Annotated in this window: 17 protein-coding genes and 1 tRNA gene; 3 read left to right on the top strand and 15 right to left on the bottom strand. The window is 62.4% G+C overall.

Annotation, left to right across the window (positions count from 1 at the left end; all coding sequences use genetic code 11):
* Positions 1-28: 28 nt before the first annotated feature.
* The 15 genes from BAMB_RS12190 to BAMB_RS12135 form a co-directional block, all read right to left on the bottom strand.
* A complete protein-coding gene (locus BAMB_RS12190; RefSeq protein WP_011657587.1) occupies positions 29-982 on the bottom strand; it encodes a hypothetical protein in 954 nt (317 codons plus the stop codon).
* A gap of 141 nt (positions 983-1,123) precedes the next feature.
* Complete coding sequence (locus tag BAMB_RS12185; RefSeq protein WP_041491232.1) at positions 1,124-1,810, bottom strand: hypothetical protein; 687 nt, start codon at positions 1,808-1,810, stop codon at positions 1,124-1,126.
* 7 nt (positions 1,811-1,817) lie between these two features.
* Positions 1,818-2,189 (bottom strand): single-stranded DNA-binding protein, encoded by a 372-nt coding sequence (locus tag BAMB_RS12180; protein WP_041491387.1) that lies wholly within the window; start codon positions 2,187-2,189, stop codon positions 1,818-1,820.
* Positions 2,190-2,313: 124 nt separating this feature from the next.
* Complete coding sequence (locus tag BAMB_RS12175) at positions 2,314-2,802, bottom strand: TubC N-terminal docking domain-related protein (protein ID WP_011657584.1); 489 nt, start codon at positions 2,800-2,802, stop codon at positions 2,314-2,316.
* Entirely contained in the window at positions 2,799-5,192 is a 2,394-nt protein-coding gene (locus BAMB_RS12170; RefSeq protein WP_011657583.1) for an AAA family ATPase, read from the bottom strand. The genes BAMB_RS12175 and BAMB_RS12170 overlap by 4 nt, the downstream gene beginning before the upstream one ends.
* Positions 5,192-5,593 (bottom strand): hypothetical protein, encoded by a 402-nt coding sequence (locus BAMB_RS35315; RefSeq protein ID WP_127456317.1) that lies wholly within the window; start codon positions 5,591-5,593, stop codon positions 5,192-5,194. Before BAMB_RS35315 ends, BAMB_RS12170 begins: the two co-directional genes overlap by 1 nt.
* A complete protein-coding gene (locus BAMB_RS12165) occupies positions 5,586-5,798 on the bottom strand; it encodes a hypothetical protein (RefSeq protein WP_011657582.1) in 213 nt (70 codons plus the stop codon). The genes BAMB_RS35315 and BAMB_RS12165 overlap by 8 nt, the downstream gene beginning before the upstream one ends.
* Positions 5,791-6,090: a hypothetical protein gene (locus tag BAMB_RS35310; protein ID WP_127456319.1), complete on the bottom strand. Its 300-nt coding sequence runs from the start codon at positions 6,088-6,090 to the stop codon at positions 5,791-5,793. The genes BAMB_RS12165 and BAMB_RS35310 overlap by 8 nt, the downstream gene beginning before the upstream one ends.
* A gap of 346 nt (positions 6,091-6,436) precedes the next feature.
* Positions 6,437-6,700: a hypothetical protein gene (locus BAMB_RS12160; protein ID WP_011657581.1), complete on the bottom strand. Its 264-nt coding sequence runs from the start codon at positions 6,698-6,700 to the stop codon at positions 6,437-6,439.
* Between the two features lie 150 nt (positions 6,701-6,850).
* Complete coding sequence (locus BAMB_RS12155) at positions 6,851-7,171, bottom strand: transcriptional coactivator p15/PC4 family protein (RefSeq protein WP_011657580.1); 321 nt, start codon at positions 7,169-7,171, stop codon at positions 6,851-6,853.
* Between the two features lie 3 nt (positions 7,172-7,174).
* The gene (locus BAMB_RS33740; protein ID WP_127456321.1) at positions 7,175-7,399 is read right to left on the bottom strand and encodes a helix-turn-helix transcriptional regulator; all 225 of its coding nucleotides are present in this window, start codon (positions 7,397-7,399) and stop codon (positions 7,175-7,177) included.
* Positions 7,400-7,487: 88 nt separating this feature from the next.
* On the bottom strand, positions 7,488-8,051 hold the full coding sequence (locus BAMB_RS12150; RefSeq protein ID WP_011657578.1) for a helix-turn-helix domain-containing protein: 564 nt from the start codon (positions 8,049-8,051) through the stop codon (positions 7,488-7,490).
* Positions 8,052-8,098: 47 nt separating this feature from the next.
* Positions 8,099-9,313 (bottom strand): tyrosine-type recombinase/integrase, encoded by a 1,215-nt coding sequence (locus BAMB_RS12145; RefSeq protein ID WP_011657577.1) that lies wholly within the window; start codon positions 9,311-9,313, stop codon positions 8,099-8,101.
* 176 nt (positions 9,314-9,489) lie between these two features.
* Positions 9,490-9,564 (bottom strand) — tRNA-Arg (locus tag BAMB_RS12140).
* Between the two features lie 146 nt (positions 9,565-9,710).
* On the bottom strand, positions 9,711-9,893 hold the full coding sequence (locus tag BAMB_RS12135) for a rubredoxin (RefSeq protein ID WP_041491231.1): 183 nt from the start codon (positions 9,891-9,893) through the stop codon (positions 9,711-9,713).
* A 197-nt stretch (positions 9,894-10,090) separates the two neighbouring features.
* Here BAMB_RS12135 and BAMB_RS12130 point away from each other — a divergent pair, with 197 nt between their 5' ends.
* The 3 genes from BAMB_RS12130 (at position 10,091) to BAMB_RS12120 (ending at position 14,933) form a co-directional block, all read left to right on the top strand.
* The gene (locus BAMB_RS12130; RefSeq protein ID WP_041491385.1) at positions 10,091-10,495 is read left to right on the top strand and encodes a DUF4399 domain-containing protein; all 405 of its coding nucleotides are present in this window, start codon (positions 10,091-10,093) and stop codon (positions 10,493-10,495) included.
* A gap of 233 nt (positions 10,496-10,728) precedes the next feature.
* Positions 10,729-12,678 (top strand): ATP-binding cassette domain-containing protein, encoded by a 1,950-nt coding sequence (locus tag BAMB_RS12125; protein ID WP_011657574.1) that lies wholly within the window; start codon positions 10,729-10,731, stop codon positions 12,676-12,678.
* A 272-nt stretch (positions 12,679-12,950) separates the two neighbouring features.
* Entirely contained in the window at positions 12,951-14,933 is a 1,983-nt protein-coding gene (locus BAMB_RS12120; RefSeq protein WP_011657573.1) for a DNA topoisomerase IV subunit B, read from the top strand.
* The last annotated feature ends 21 nt before the right edge of the window (positions 14,934-14,954 follow it).

The raw sequence follows: 14,954 nt of genomic DNA, 5'->3' as shown, positions 1-14,954 counted from the left end.
TGAAGTTCCCCTGTTCATTGCTTGATCCTTACTGCTCGGCAGACTGCTGCGCGTCGGTGATCGCCGCAGTCATGTTCATTTCTTGAGCTTGCTTCCACGTCCGGAAGCCGCTGGAATCGCCCTTGATTTCGTACGGCTCGGCGAGGGCCTCGTCGATCGTTTTCATACGCACCGGCGGTTCCTCGGGTTCCTCCGGGCGATCGACGCGACCTCCAGGGCCATCCCATGCCCCCTTGCGGACATACGGAGCCGGGCGTTTAGCGAGCGGCACATACGGACGATGATTCCGCGCGAGCGCCAACACTTCTGTGATTGGTCGCATTACTTCGGAGATCTCCGCCTCGGCCGCCGCGGTGTCGTCGGTTCTGATTTCCAACAGATTGGTTGATTGCTCGTATGTCCCGGTCTGCGTGATGACGCGCATGCAGTGATCGAGATCGGGAACAAGCGCACTCAGCAGGAAATCCGCCGTGCGATCGTTCCGCACAAGGCCGTTCAGTGCCCGAACTTTCGCGTAGATCTGTTGCAGCTCATGGACTTTGCCGCGCAGTTCTTCGGCGATGTCGGATCGCAGCGACTGCGATGCGATACCGGCCTCGACTCGGACGAAGCCAATTGCAATTTCGATTTTTTCGTCGAGGTCCGGCGCACGGGCCTCAAGTGTTTCGAGGAGCACCTTCTTACGACGGACGGCGAGCTCCTTCTCCGCGAGAACTTCGTTCAGCGCCTTGATTTGCTTCTGCTTGGCGGGCAGCTGCGTTTCATCGATGAAAACGACATCGGCTTCGAGAGCGCCCATTTGTTGGCGAAGGCTCGAGAGTTCGGCCTCGAGCGAGCTGATTTCCGCCGGAGCTGCGTTGACGGCATCATCGAGTTTTTTACGCTGATCGAGCAGTTCGCGCAGATTGCTGATCGTCTCTGCGTCGATGGTCAAATTGGGCTTTGCCTGAACTGCGGCGGTGAGCTGTTGGGTGCGTGCCATAGAGTCCTCTCGGTCTGGGCGCCAGCGCGATGCGGGCGCGAGATGTCGAGAGCACTTTAGCTACGGTAGTCAGCCAGTGCGACCGTACGGTGACCGTATGGTCACCGCAGGATGTAATGCGGGGATGAGCGAATGCGGCGGTTAATCGTGCGTAGTGGGAAACCATTGGGCTGGCGCCTTCTCCTCACGCTGCCCAAGACCGTCGAGCACGCCCAGCGAATCTGGATAGTGCTTCTCTAGCGCAGCTTTCGCGCCCTTCCAGGTCAACTCTTTCAACGCGATCAGGTAGACGGTCACACCGCCGGCGTTCCATCTGGCGACAGGCCTTCTTCCTTCTTTCCGCCTGTACTTCAGAAGATCGGCATATCGATCCGCATCATTTAACCGTCGCTTCAGCCATTCGCCGTCGCGACCATCAACCAGATAGGGCCCGAGGGCATCCGCTAATTGAGCGCTCGTCGGCCAGTCGGGCTCTACCACGCCCGCCTCTTGGGTCGTGTCGGCAGATTCATCCATGTGGTCGGAATCGCTCGAGACGGATGGCACCTGAACGCCGATGCCTTTCGCCTGCAGCCATGCGTTGAGATCTGCAACGCTGACGACGCACCAGTGAGAGGTCATGAAAGCCGCAATGCCGTCTTGATGAATAGGCAGCTTGCTACCCGGATCCCGATAGACGATTTCGTCTTCGCAGACAGCGTGCTGAAGCGCAGCGAGATAGCTGCGCTCCGCATCTTGCCGTGGACCTTCGCTCTCTTCGCCAGAGTTTGCAGGGTAGAGCACCGCAGCGATTGCCGTGGCGGCCTCCTTGAGCTTGTAGAAGTTCATGTGCTCCTCAAAGATCATCGTCCGTGCCGGCCGCCGCGTGCCCGTCCGACGTTGGTGGATGAACTGCCTTCCGCTTGCGCTGCACGTGGTACGCCGTCAAAAGCCCGTGAGCAACCATATCGAGCGCCGGCTTCACGACGCCATTCTTGTCAGCCCAGACCTTCGGCGTGAGCGCGCCTGAGAGCGATACGCTATCCGTGTCTCCGAGGGCGAGCAACGCGGTCTGTACTTCGTCGTTGAACGCGATTACATTGACGAACATCGTTTCACCATCGCCAGCAGTCGCGCGCACCTTGCATGTCACGAATCGCTTTCCATTCTGTCCTGTCCCGATCTGGGCTTCGCCGTAGAGGCGCCCGCTTACTAAGCCATCGATCATCATTTACCCCTTTGGTCGTGTGTTGCACCGAGCGGTGCTCTGCTGCATCCGCTCATGATCCCATGCCGTCAAGCTGACGAGGTCCGCTTTCATCGCCGACTCGCGCAGCGTGTGCCGATGGCAATCATCGATCGAACTTCCATGCTCGCCTGCTTGCCGTCTGCCTCGCTTCAGCTTGGATTCGAGCAACCCGAAGCTGCTCACGGAAGTGTGCAAGATCCGGGCGCAACGTCGAGGGAGGTTGGCGCTCGATAGCCCCGATGACGATGTCGTAATCATCGTCGGGCCAGCGCTCAAGCCGCGCGAGCTCGTCGACGACATCGAATAGCTCCCGCTGCATCGATTGCAGCTGTTCCGGCCCGAGGACCGGCATCCACGGCAAGTACAGGCCGCCATCCGAAGAGCACAGCGCGCCAATGCAGTCAGCCGGGATTTGTTGACAACCGTCCCTAGCGGCGAGCAGGTACGCCATGATCTCCGGCTTGCGCGCAGCGATTTCCGGCTTGATTGCTGCGATCGCATCGGGCGGCCCCTTCATTTTCACAACGTCTCCCGCGACGCTCAGACGTATGCCCAGCGATCTGGCTTTGCTCAAAATCGCAACAATGCTCATACGTCGTCCTCCAGTTCGGCCGCCGCCGCGACATCACCGTCAAGTCCGCAGTCTGAGACGGGATGCGGACGTGATTGCGGAGTTGACTCCCTTGATGGGTAAGGGTTTGCCGTCAAGTCCGCAACTCCGCAATGATTTCCTGAGTGTACGGAGTTGACGGGGGATTGCGGACATGTGTGGGCAATGCCGGCAACCCCGCCAACCGACTGCGGACTTGCGGACTTGGCTTCTGATCCTTGCTGGATAATGGATTCAACTCCGCAATCGCCTTTGCGGACTTGAATTTCTTGCGGACTTGAGACGATCTGCGAGTGCGGAGTTGAATCGCCGTACTTGGCGTCGTGATTATCCCAAATCCATCCCCAATCCTTGCCATGCTTCACGGCTCGGATTTTGTTGCCGGCCTTCACCTCGGCGGCCTTGGCAGCTTCCACCATACGCCAGCTCACGCCTTCGGCCTGGGCCGCTGCTTTCATCTCCTTGGTGCTCATGAAAGGAGTTAGCCATTCGTAAAGCATGCAACGTGCACGCTCGAACTTCGATTCGCGCTCGTTCTGCTCGTCGGTGTCCTGGTCATCGGCCTCCAGTTCGCGGAGGATCTCGCGCGCCGAGCCGTCGAGAGGTTCGCCCCATGCGATCCGGCTTGATGCGAGACCGTCCTGAGCGTCGAGCGTTTCGATCGCATACTCGAACCCCCCGGAATCGCCGGCGATATTGCATTTCGACTTGGCGAAGATCCGGCGGTCTGACGCGTCATCCTTGCCGGCGACCAGAATCATCCGCGCAGCGGCGCCGAACGCCTGCGAGCCAAGAATGCGCTCGGTCGGCGATGAGCCCTTCGAGCCCTTCGAGAAGTGCGTGATGCCGAGGATTGCGCACCCGTGGGCAGCCCCGAGGTCGATCAGCGGCTGAAGCGATTTCCGAACGTCGCCGGACTTGTGAGAGTCGCCGTTCACCACACTGATGATTGGATCGACGACAAGCATGCTCGCACCGCCGATCTGCTCGACGCGCTCGGCCAGAATGGGAACATCGCGGCTTGGATCGAATGGCTGGAGCCCGCCCGCCTCATTCGTGATCGACTCCACGAAGAAAACGCGCCTGAGATCAGCGCCGGCTGCCATAAGGCGAGGGACAAGCGTATCGGCGAGCCCGTCTTCTCCGGTCCAGATCAAAACGTTTCCCGGCGCTTTGCAGCGTGCACCGTCCGGCCACTCTGCGCCGTTCGAGATGGCAGACGACAGCGAAATGGCAATGGTCGTTTTTCCGCACCCAGGTTGCCCGGCGAGGATCGAGAGCTTGCCGGCAGGCAGCCAGCCAGGCCAGAGCCAGTGAATCGGCTCCGGCACGATGTCGGCCGCGCAGGAGAGGTTGACGGTCGGCGCCGGGCGCTTCTTAGGGGCGGTGGCGTCGACCGCCGCAGTCGCCGCGTCGACGCAGCGTCGTACCACCTCGAGCCCATCGAGGCAGTGCAGGTCATTGAAATCCGATACTTGTGCGGGGCGGTCTTTACCGAAGTCAGGCACCGCTAGAAATGCAGCGACCGCGCGCGCTGCCTCGGTTGCCTTGTTCATGCCCGGATTACCGGCAGTTTCCGCGTCGTCGTCCGCACAGAGCACAATACGCAGCTCAGGATGCTTTTGGCGCCAGGCGCGCGCGACGTTCAGAAGGTTACCGGCATTCATAGCCGCAGCGACGGGATAACCCGTTGCTTCGTGAAGCGAACAGGCCGTCGCGTAACCCTCGCAGATTAGCAGCGGTGTCTTGCCATTCGGCTTGACTCCGGCACTGACCACGACGAAGCACCCGCTGATTCGGCCACCGGTCTGGAAGGTTTTGTGACCATCTGCCTGGATGTATTGTGCGGAATGGTGCTCGCCGTCAATGTCCTGCAGCTTGACGACGAGCTGGTCACGCAGTTGCTTCGCTCCGTAGGGCTTGATTCGCTTCGCGCGGACGTAGGCGTGGTCCGCATGAACGGTACCGGCCTTCTCCCAGAGATTGCGTGCCCTGGTGGCCGCGGCCGCCTGCGTGCGTTGGTGGATCTCTGCGGCGGCGGCCGCTTCACGATCACGTTCAACTCGGCGGCGTTCGCGCTCGTCGGCCGACAGCGCGGTCATGGGCTCGCTTTCACGGTAGCCATGCTCGATCGCTCGCTTGAACAGACTGGCGATCGTGATACCGCCCGAGCGAAACGACTTCCAGACCGATTTCGCATCGGCCTCGCTGTAGTTCGAGGCAGAACGCGACCAGTCGTCCCAGAAGTCGAACCCGGCTTCGCCGAACTCGGCCTTGATAGCCATACCCATCTGAACCCACGTATCGCGGTCGTCTGCCGGTACGTGGCTCAGTGCCGCGCGCATGCGTTCTTGTTCTACATTAACGCTCATCAAACCACCTCGAGCGTTGAGGACTGCTCAGGGATCCGTACACGACGAGATTTTCCGGCCGCGAGCTTCTCAGCCGTCCGAGCGCGGAGCACAGAATCCGACTCGCTTCCGATGTAGGCGAGATGGCCAATTGCCTCGAGCTCGCTGGCGATGCGATACAGCAGTGCTGCTTGATCGGCATCCTGGAGCTCGCCGCATTGCGGTTTACCTTCGAAGCCACGGTCGCGCTCGATCAGACCACCAATCCCTGATATGTGTGAGCTGAGTGTCCACGCCGCGTGCGCAACTTCGCCTGAAGCACTGGACAGATACTCCAGCTCCTCATCAGTTGCTGCGGTCGCATCGAAGCGGTCCCAAAAGAAGGCGAGCAGGCCGGCTGCATCAGGTTGTCTCTTAGACATGGTGAACCTCCATCTGAACGACCTTATCCATTGCGGCCACGTAGCTGCTCGCGATCTCTTGCCCGAGATTGGCCAGGTGATAGGCGTAGCAATCCGACTCCAGCTCGCTGCGGATCGCATGGAACATCGCTTCGAGTTGCTCAAGTTGCTGGAGGGTCGTCGACGCGAATGGTGCTGCCGGATGAATTGCTGCAACGTTAAACATGGGCCACCTCACCGTGAACGATTGCAGTAGCAATGCGACGTGCGAATGCGACATTGAAGGCCGTCCGGCGATCCTCATCAGACGGGGCCGGCGCCGAGGCGCCTAGCAGGTTCGCGAAGCGGTGATCACGGAAGTCAGCCATGCTCCGCGCGGACTGCCCGAGCCAAAGCTCAGCTGCCCGAGATCCGGCGCGAACGAAAAGCGGAAATTTCAGGCTGACGGTAAGGGACTGTTCAAAGCCAGCCGAATCGCGCAGCGATGCGCGGACAATTTCGAGAATTGACGAGCTCATGCGCGCACCTCCGCAGTTTTACGTTCGGTGCGGGAGGCAGCTTCGATGCGACGCTTGAACGCACGTTCGAAAGCCGCGAGGCAATCTGCGTAGGAGGGGATGCGGCCGAGGCCGGCGATGAGATTGTCGAACGTCGACCGACACCATTGGTTCGGGCGCGCAGTGGGACGAGCCGCCAGCCAGTTTTCAGCCGCACGGGTGCCGGCAATCGCAAACAGATCCGGGCTGATGGTCAGCGTCGGTTTTGCTTGCCGACCGGTGCGCCAGGCGCTCGGGATAAGGTCGAACGGATCGGGCGACCGGGTGAGGGCATTCGGGAGGGAGGCAGTGAATGCGCCAGCGGCGATTACTCGCCGTCCAACTCGATCGTCGCGCCGACGTCGCGCATTCGATTCAAGATTCGGTCGAGCGTCTTCGCATCCAGCTCGAGCCGAGCCATCGCGAAGAACAGAATGTGCGGACTGATTTCGCGCGGAGTCTCTCCGCCCGTGTACTTCCGCCATTGCCGCCCACCCTGCACGCCGAACAGATCCGCCATCTGCGCACTGCTGAGCTGCAGGGTTTGCTTCAACTGCTCCAGATCGCTGGGAGTCGGTGGGGTATATCGCATGGGAGATAGGGCGGCCCAAGGCCTCCCTGAACGGGTACGTCATTTGTCGGATCCTCTCGGCTGTGGTGGGCCGCGCGAGAGCGCAGCCGCTGATGCACAAGATAGGCCCAAAAGCCCTATCCGTCAAGATCGATTTCTTTTGATTTGCCATCAGCGTATCCCCGCCGGGTCCGCCGCTTGCGCAGCCAAGCGAAGTGCCTGCATGACTTCGCCGACCTGGTCAGGACGCAGCGAGACGCCGGCACGGCCCGGCTTCCATTCGCCGTGTTCAGCGGCGAACCAGATCCGAAGGTCGACGAGTACGCGGCCGCGGTATTCGCTCACGGTCACGCGCAGACGTTCCGAGTCGGATCTGCGTATATCGAGAAAGGATGTGCCAGCTGCCGAGGGCGCGGTATCATTGCCTCGGGTCGTCTGGGTCGCGCTCTTGCCGGAGTCGCGGCCCTTTTGCATTTCTGGGGTCGTCACCATCGCTCAGCCCTCCGAGCGATAGTTCAGCGGATCCGCGAACCAACGGTGAATCTCTCGATTCGACCAGACCGCACAACGTTTCGTGAGGTGTTGCCGTTTCGGAAATCTGCCCGCCAGTTCGCGCTGGCGCACACTCTCCCGGCTCAAGGGAACGAACCTGTGCAAGTCGTTCCAGCGCGAGAACCCATCAATCGGTAGGGTGTCTGCTCGATTTTGTTGCGTCGACATACATTGCACTCCTTGTGCGTTGTTAGAGGAGTGCATTTGGCGGTCGCAAGCCCCCCTTTCGGCTAGGGGGGAGCAAGAAATAACGGTGCTACTTGGCTTTGGGCGCCACACCGAAAGGGTCATGCGGCACAACCGCAAGGCCCTTGCGCTCAATTGATTGGGCAGATCCCTGTTGGATTATCTGGGCGAGGCGCTGACGGCTGATGCCGAACTCGGTAGCCGTCTTTGTCTTGTTTCCGCCGTTGCGCTCTAGCGCTTCCATCATTTGGGTGCGCCGATCAACAGACATCGGTTTCTCGATTTTGACGTGCGCCACCATCGTATCGACGAGTGGTTTTGCAGCCTCGATGTTCTTCTCTACGAACCAATGGAGTACATCATTGATTCGTGCGACCCAGTCTGCTGTAACCGGGCTCGGCTCGTCCTCAAACCCTGCGTTATGAGCATCGTAGGGCAGTAGCGTCTTTGGGTGAAAGACAGCTAACTCGCCTTTCGTGCCAGCAATAATCAGCGCGTTCGTGAGTCGTGCAAGGCCGTCCGCAAAGATTTGCCGGTCCTCGATTTGCATGTACGGATAAGCGGCCATGATAAAAAGCGGGCATAGGTGGGGCGGCAGATCGTCACCCGGTTCTGCAAAGGTCGTTTCTGTCATGTCACCAGTCCTTTAGGCGTGGAAGTGTGTTGTTGTACACGCATTCGCTATGCAAGAGACGGAAATGAAAGGATTGCTGCACCCGCACGTAATTCATCGAGACGATCTGCCCAGTGCTGCATCATCTCGCGCCGCTCAGGCAGATACTCTGCGTGAACGTAGGCGGCAGTGACCTGGTTGCGTTCAGCATGCGCCATCTGACGCTCGACGACGTCGCGGCTGTATCCCAGTTCGCGCAGGGCTGTCGCAGCGAGGCCGCGGAACCCGTGCCCAGTCATACGTGACTTGTAGCCCATCCGATACAGGGCGTACAGCATCGTGTTATTCGAAATGTGGCTTCGGCCTTGCACGCTGTAGAAAACGAAGCGTTGCTGGCCGTTGATCTCGCGGAGCTGGGCGAGCACCCCGAGAGCCTGCCGAGAAAGGGGCACAATGTGTGGATCGCGCATTTTCATGCGCTCTGCTGGCACTCGCCACTCTGCAGCATCGACATCGATCTCTGGCCATTCGGCCTGGATCATTTCCTTTGTTCGCACGAACGTCAATGCCATGAACCGCAACGCGAGTCGCGTGACTAGATCGCCGGAATATTCGTCGATGTCGCGCATGAGTCGCGGGATCTCGGTCGCTTTCACTCGCGCCATATGCTGTACGCCGGTGCTCTTCTTCAATACCGTTTCCGCGTCGATGTCGGCGGCCGGGTTTCGAGCACAGCGGCCGGTCATGATGCCGTACTGAAACACGGCACGCGAACGCTGCAGCACCCGCTTGGCAGTCTCGCGAACGCCGCGAGATTCGACGGTGCGGATGATCGCCAGCAGCTCGGGGGCATCGATGCTCGCGATAGGGCGAGCGCCGAGCCGAGGGAACACGTCGACTTCGAGGCAGCTGATGACCTTGCCTGCGTACACCTCAGACCATCCACCACGCTGAGTGTCAAACCATTCACGCGCGACGATTTCGAACGAACTGGCGGCGGCCAATTGCGCAGCGCGCTTGTCGGCTTTCTTGGCTTCGCTTGGGTCGACACCTGCGGCGAGTTTTTCGCGCGCATTATCGCGGCGAGCGCGTGCCTCGGCGAGCGAGACATCCGGATACGTGCCGAGCGCCAAGCTTTTTTCTTTACTGTCGACGCGGTACTTGAGAACCCATCGCTTGCCGCCGGCCGGCGTTATCAATAGCAGCAGTCCGCCGCCGTCATAGAGCTTCTGCTGCTTCTCCGCTGGCTTGGCTGTGCGGACCTTGAGGTCTGTGAGCGCCATGTGCTGGTGCCTCGGGGGTTGTCTGAAGGGGGGTGTTTTGCGAAGCCCCCAAAACAACCCCTAGTCGGGGGTTGTTTCCACTGGTGGTCGCTGGTGGAAGTTTGCAACAAAAAACCCCGCACAGCCAAGCGTGACGGGGTTTTTGTGTCGAAGCTGGTGAAACTTTGGAGGCTCTCTGGTCCCCCCGACAGGAATCGAACCTGTATCTAGCGCTTAGGAGGCGCTTGTTCTATCCATTGAACTACGGGGAGAGCCGGGTCCGCGATATCGCGTGCAGAAAACGCGACCGGGACGGCGATGTGGACAGCGCGCAGAGTATAGCAAACGCGTGGCGCATCGGCGGACGGAATGCGTGCCGATGCGCCGCGCGCGTACTCAGTGTTTCCGGAAACCGAAATCAGAAATCCACGACGACGAAATCTTCCTTGCCCACGTCGCACAGCGGGCACCGCCAGTCGGCGGGAATGTCGGCGAAACGGGTGCCGGCGGGGATCCCCTCGTCGGGCAGGCCTTCCGCTTCGTTATAGACCCACCCGCAAATCAGGCAGACCCAGCTCTGGTATTCGATTACGTCGCTCATAGGGCGTTCGGGATGAAGAAAGTCGGTCATGCCGTCCGCGGCGCGGCCAACGGACGAAAGGCGCAATAGTACCGTAATTTCGCCGAACACCTGCGCAACGTCCTTTTAAACGTACGCATCGCGAACAACGCCCGACATCGCACGGGCCGGGCACGCAGTGTATGCTTCGTGAGCCTTTCAATCTGAAGGAGGAAACGATGCTCAACAAGAAATGGATCGCAGGTGCGGTATGTGTCGCGGCACTGGCCGTGTCGACGCTCGCGCGTGCCGAGGCGCGCGTGTTTTTCGTCGAGCCGAAGGATGGCGCGACGGTGTCGAGCCCCGTGCACGTTCAGTTCGGCCTCGAAGGGATGGCGCTCAAGCCGGCCGGCGACATGACGCCGGACACGGGCCACCATCACCTGCTGATCGACGGCAAGCCGGTGCCCAAGGGCGACGTGATTCCCGCCTCCGAACATTCGCTGCACTTCGGCAAGGCCCAGACCGAAACCGACGTGAAGCTGCCGCCCGGCAAGCACACGCTGACGCTGCAACTCGGCGACGGCGCACACCGCTCGTATGGTCCCGAGCTGAGCTCGACGATCACGGTCAACGTGAAGTAATCGCACCTCCCGCGTGCGGGCGCCCGGCCGGGAAGCTACGGCGGGATGCCCGCCGCGCCGGCCCCGCGCGGCGCCGAAGCGCGCCATGCCGGCGCCGTCCGCCGAGCGCACGCCTGCAAGCAGTCACAGCACGAAAAGCACCACGCACCGGCATAGTCCGTCCGGCCATCCCGGCGCAGGCCTCCGCCACCGGTACAATGGGCGCTTCCGATTTCTCTCTTCGCCGTCTCCCCATGTCGCTTTATTCCATTACCGGCGCGCAACTCGCGTTCGGTCACGTCGCGTTGCTCGATCACGCGGACTTCTCGCTGGAAGCCGGCGAGCGCGTCGGCCTGATCGGCCGCAACGGCGCGGGCAAGTCGTCGCTGCTGAAGATCGTCGCCGGGCTCGCGAAGCCCGATGACGGGCTGATCACGCGCCAGCAGGAGCTCGTGACCGTCTACGTGCCGCAGGAGCCCGAATTCGAACCCGGCGCGACGGTGTTCGAGGCCGTGGCTTCGGGGCTCACGCACGCGCGCGAAGTGCTCGAAGAATACGATTCGATCGCGCACCGGCTCGCCGAGACACCCGAAGGCGCTGAGCACGATGCGCTGCTCGCGCGGATGAACGCGCTGCAGTCGTCGCTCGACATGCACGACGCGTGGAACTGGCGCACGCGCGTGTCGATGACGCTCGCGCAGATCGGCCTGACGGACGGCGATGCCAGCGTCGACGCGCTGTCGGGCGGGATGCAGAAGCGCGTCGCGCTGGCGCGCGCGCTGGTGCTGCAACCCGACGTGCTGCTGCTCGACGAGCCGACCAACCACCTCGACTTCGACGGCATCCGCTGGCTGGAAGAACTGCTGGTCTCGCAGCGCGCGGGCCTGCTGTTCATCACCCACGATCGCGCGTTCCTCGACCGCGTCGCGACACGCATCGTCGAGCTCGATCGCGGCGGGCTGCTGTCGTATCCGGGCAATTTCTCCGCGTACCAGACGCGCAAGGCGCAGCAGCTCGAAGTCGAGCGCGTGGAAAACGAGAAATTCGACAAGCTGCTCGCGCAGGAAGAAGTGTGGATCCGCAAGGGCGTCGAGGCGCGCCGTACGCGCAGCGTCGGGCGCATCGCGCGGCTCGTGCAGATGCGCAACGAGCGCGCGGAGCGCCGCAATTCGCAGGGCAACGTGAGGCTCGACGTCGCGCAGGGCGAGAAGTCGGGCAAGATCGTCGCGGAACTGAAGGACGTGACGAAGCGCTACGGCGATCGAACGGTGGTCGATACGTTTTCGACGTCGGTCATGCGCGGCGACAAGATCGGTTTCGTCGGCCCGAACGGCGCGGGCAAGACCACGCTGCTCAAGCTGATCCTCGGCGAGCTGAAGCCCGACACGGGCACGGTGCGCACGGGCACGAACCTGCAGGTCGCGTATTTCGACCAGATGCGCGCGCAGCTCGACCAGGACAAGAGCCTGGCCGATACGATCAGCCCCGGTAGCGAATGGGTCGAGATCGGCGGCGTGCGCAAGCACGTGATGAGCTATCTCGGCGACTTCCTGTTCGCGCCGGAACGCGCGCGCTCGCCGGTGAAGTCGTTGTCGGGCGGCGAGCGCAACCGGCTGCTGCTCGCGCGCCTGTTCGCGCGTCCGGCCAACGTGCTGGTGCTCGACGAACCGACCAACGACCTCGACATCCCGACGCTCGAACTGCTCGAAGAGCTGCTGGCCGACTATGACGGCACGGTGCTGCTCGTCAGCCACGATCGCGCGTTCCTCGACAACGTCGTGACGTCGGTGATCGCGGCGGAGGGCGACGGCAAGTGGCGCGAATACGTCGGCGGCTTCACCGACTGGCAGATCCAGAGCGAGCGTTCACAGCAGCTCGCGCAGCAGGAAGCGGCGAAGCGCGCGGTGAAGGAAGCGGCGCCGGTCAAGGAAGACCCGGCGAAAAGCGCGGCCGGCCGCAACGCGCAGCGCACGGTCAAGCTGTCGTTCAACGAGCAGCGCGAACTCGATGCGCTGCCGCAGAAGATCGCGGCGCTCGAGGAAGAACAGAAGACGATCAACGCGCAGCTCGAGGACGGCGCGATCTTCGCGAAGGATCCGCAGGAAGGCAGGCGCCTGACCGAACGGTTCGCGGCGATCGACGACGAACTGCTCGCCGCGCTCGAGCGGTGGGAAACGCTCGAGGCGAAGCGCAAACCGGTCTGACGCACGGCGCGCGGCGCGTCGCGGGCCGGCGCGTCGTACGCCCGCCGCATGGCCGCCCGCACCGCGCGATGATCTTGCGATGGCGCGCCACGCGGAACCAGTAAAATACCGCGCGTCCCGGGTCGCGCAGCGCATGCCGCGCGCCCGCTTTCGAAGCAGTCCAAGCACAGCGTTGTTTCGATTCGCTTTTTTACGGAACTCAACGTTTTGTCCACGACGTTATCCACACCAGGTGTGGACAACGTCCCGATGAATGACGAAATTCAGCGCCTATGTCAACGAAGAAGCCCAGCGCGGCCTATAGCGAAGCATCGATCAAGGTGCTCAAGGGTCTCGAGCCGGTCAAGCAGCGGCCCGGCATGTACACCCGTACCGAAAATCCGCTGCACATCATTCAGGAAGTCATCGACAACGCGTCCGACGAGGCGCTCGGCGGCTACGGCAAGCAGATCATCGTCACGCTGCACACCGACCAGTCGGTATCGGTCGAGGACGACGGCCGCGGCATCCCGTTCGGCATGCACCCCGAGGAAGGCGTGCCGGTCGTCGAGATCGTGTTCACGCGCCTGCACGCGGGCGGCAAGTTCGACAAGGCCGCCGGCGGCGCGTACACGTTCTCGGGCGGCCTGCACGGCGTCGGCGTGTCGGTCACGAACGCACTGGCGACGCGCCTCGACGTGACGGTCTGGCGCGACGGCAAGATCGCCGAACTCGGCTTCGCCGACGGCGATGTCGTGAAGCCGCTCGCGACGCAAGGCGCGGGCCGCGGCGAGAAGAAATCCGGCACGCGCGTGCAGGTATGGCCGAATCCGAAGTACTTCGATTCGCCGAACCTGCCGCTCGGCGAGCTGCAGCGCCTGCTGCGCTCGAAGGCCGTGCTGCTGCCGGGCGTCGAGGTCGTGCTCGTCAACGAGAAGACCGGCGAACGCCAGACCTGGAAATACGAGGACGGCCTGCGCGGCTACCTGCTCGACGAGATGAACGGCAGCGAGCTGCTGATCCCGCTGTTCGAGGGCGAGCGCTTCGCCGATGCGCGTTCGACCGACGAAACCTTCGCCGAAGGCGAGGGCGCGTCGTGGGTCGTCGCATGGAGCGAGGAAGGTTCGCTGGTGCGCGAGTCGTACGTGAACCTGATCCCGACGCCGGCCGGCGGCACGCACGAGTCGGGCCTGCGCGACGGTCTCTACCAGGCGGTGAAAAGCTTCGTCGAACTGCACAACCTGCAGCCGAAGGGCGTGAAGCTGCTCGCGGAAGACGTGTTCGCACGCGTGTCGTTCGTGCTGTCCGCGAAGGTGCTCGACCCGCAGTTTCAAGGGCAGATCAAGGAGCGCCTGAACAGCCGCGACGCGGTGAAGCTCGTGTCGTCGTTCTCGCGGCCGGCGCTCGAGCTGTGGCTGAACCAGCACGTCGAGCACGGCAAGAAGCTCGCCGAACTCGTGATCAAGCAGGCGCAGGCGCGCACGCGCGCGGGCCAGAAGGTCGAGAAGCGCAAGAGCTCGGGCGTCGCGGTGCTGCCCGGCAAGCTGACCGATTGCGAGACGGAAGATATCGCGCGCAACGAATTGTTCCTCGTCGAGGGCGACTCGGCGGGCGGTTCCGCCAAGATGGGCCGCGACAAGGAATACCAGGCGATCCTGCCGCTGCGCGGCAAGGTGCTGAATACGTGGGAAACCGAGCGCGACCGCCTCTTCGCGAACAACGAGGTGCATGACATCTCGGTCGCGATCGGCGTCGATCCGCACAGCCCGGACGAAACCGTCGATCTGTCGAACCTGCGCTACGGCAAGATCTGCATCCTGTCGGACGCGGACGTCGACGGCTCGCACATCCAGGTGCTGCTGCTCACGCTGTTCTTCAAGCACTTCCCGCAGCTGATCGAACGCGGCCACGTGCATGTCGCGCGGCCGCCGCTGTTCCGCGTCGATGCGCCCGCGCGCGGCAAGAAGCCCGCGCAGAAGCTCTATGCGCTCGACGAAGGCGAACTCGAGGCGACGCTCGACAAGCTGCGCAAGGACGGCGTGCGTGAAACCCAATGGAGCATCAGCCGCTTCAAGGGGCTCGGCGAAATGAGCGCGGAGCAGCTGTGGGACACCACGATGAACCCCGACACGCGCCGCCTGATGCCGGTGAAGCTCGGCGAGCTCGACTACGAGTCGACCGTCGCGCGGATGACGATGCTGATGGGCAAGGGCGAGGCAGCCGCGCGGCGCGGCTGGCTCGAGGAAAAGGGCAACGACGTCGAAGCGGACATCTAACCCGCGCGGCCGGGCATGACG

Origin of the sequence: Burkholderia ambifaria AMMD (assembly GCF_000203915.1) — a bacterium.
Lineage (GTDB): Bacteria > Pseudomonadota > Gammaproteobacteria > Burkholderiales > Burkholderiaceae > Burkholderia > Burkholderia ambifaria.
Note: the sequence above shows the minus strand (reverse complement) of the source record. Positions and strands in the feature narration are given on the sequence as shown.

Excerpts from the sequence above, each read along its gene's own strand:
- BAMB_RS12135 (WP_041491231.1), bottom strand. The coding sequence starts at position 9,893 with ATGAGCGACGTAATCGAATACCAGAGCTGGGTCTGCCTGATTTGCGGG.
- BAMB_RS12175 (WP_011657584.1), bottom strand. The coding sequence starts at position 2,802 with ATGAGCATTGTTGCGATTTTGAGCAAAGCCAGATCGCTGGGCATACGT.
- BAMB_RS12145 (WP_011657577.1), bottom strand. The coding sequence starts at position 9,313 with ATGGCGCTCACAGACCTCAAGGTCCGCACAGCCAAGCCAGCGGAGAAG.
- BAMB_RS12130 (WP_041491385.1), top strand. The coding sequence starts at position 10,091 with ATGCTCAACAAGAAATGGATCGCAGGTGCGGTATGTGTCGCGGCACTG.
- BAMB_RS12155 (WP_011657580.1), bottom strand. The coding sequence starts at position 7,171 with ATGGTGACGACCCCAGAAATGCAAAAGGGCCGCGACTCCGGCAAGAGC.
- BAMB_RS12125 (WP_011657574.1), top strand. The coding sequence starts at position 10,729 with ATGTCGCTTTATTCCATTACCGGCGCGCAACTCGCGTTCGGTCACGTC.
- BAMB_RS12180 (WP_041491387.1), bottom strand. The coding sequence starts at position 2,189 with ATGATCGATGGCTTAGTAAGCGGGCGCCTCTACGGCGAAGCCCAGATC.
- BAMB_RS12160 (WP_011657581.1), bottom strand. The coding sequence starts at position 6,700 with ATGCGATATACCCCACCGACTCCCAGCGATCTGGAGCAGTTGAAGCAA.
- BAMB_RS12190 (WP_011657587.1), bottom strand. The coding sequence starts at position 982 with ATGGCACGCACCCAACAGCTCACCGCCGCAGTTCAGGCAAAGCCCAAT.
- BAMB_RS12170 (WP_011657583.1), bottom strand. The coding sequence starts at position 5,192 with ATGAGCGTTAATGTAGAACAAGAACGCATGCGCGCGGCACTGAGCCAC.
- BAMB_RS35315 (WP_127456317.1), bottom strand. The coding sequence starts at position 5,593 with ATGTCTAAGAGACAACCTGATGCAGCCGGCCTGCTCGCCTTCTTTTGG.
- BAMB_RS12150 (WP_011657578.1), bottom strand. The coding sequence starts at position 8,051 with ATGACAGAAACGACCTTTGCAGAACCGGGTGACGATCTGCCGCCCCAC.
- BAMB_RS12120 (WP_011657573.1), top strand. The coding sequence starts at position 12,951 with ATGTCAACGAAGAAGCCCAGCGCGGCCTATAGCGAAGCATCGATCAAG.
- BAMB_RS33740 (WP_127456321.1), bottom strand. The coding sequence starts at position 7,399 with ATGTCGACGCAACAAAATCGAGCAGACACCCTACCGATTGATGGGTTC.
- BAMB_RS12185 (WP_041491232.1), bottom strand. The coding sequence starts at position 1,810 with ATGAACTTCTACAAGCTCAAGGAGGCCGCCACGGCAATCGCTGCGGTG.
- BAMB_RS35310 (WP_127456319.1), bottom strand. The coding sequence starts at position 6,090 with ATGAGCTCGTCAATTCTCGAAATTGTCCGCGCATCGCTGCGCGATTCG.
- BAMB_RS12165 (WP_011657582.1), bottom strand. The coding sequence starts at position 5,798 with ATGTTTAACGTTGCAGCAATTCATCCGGCAGCACCATTCGCGTCGACG.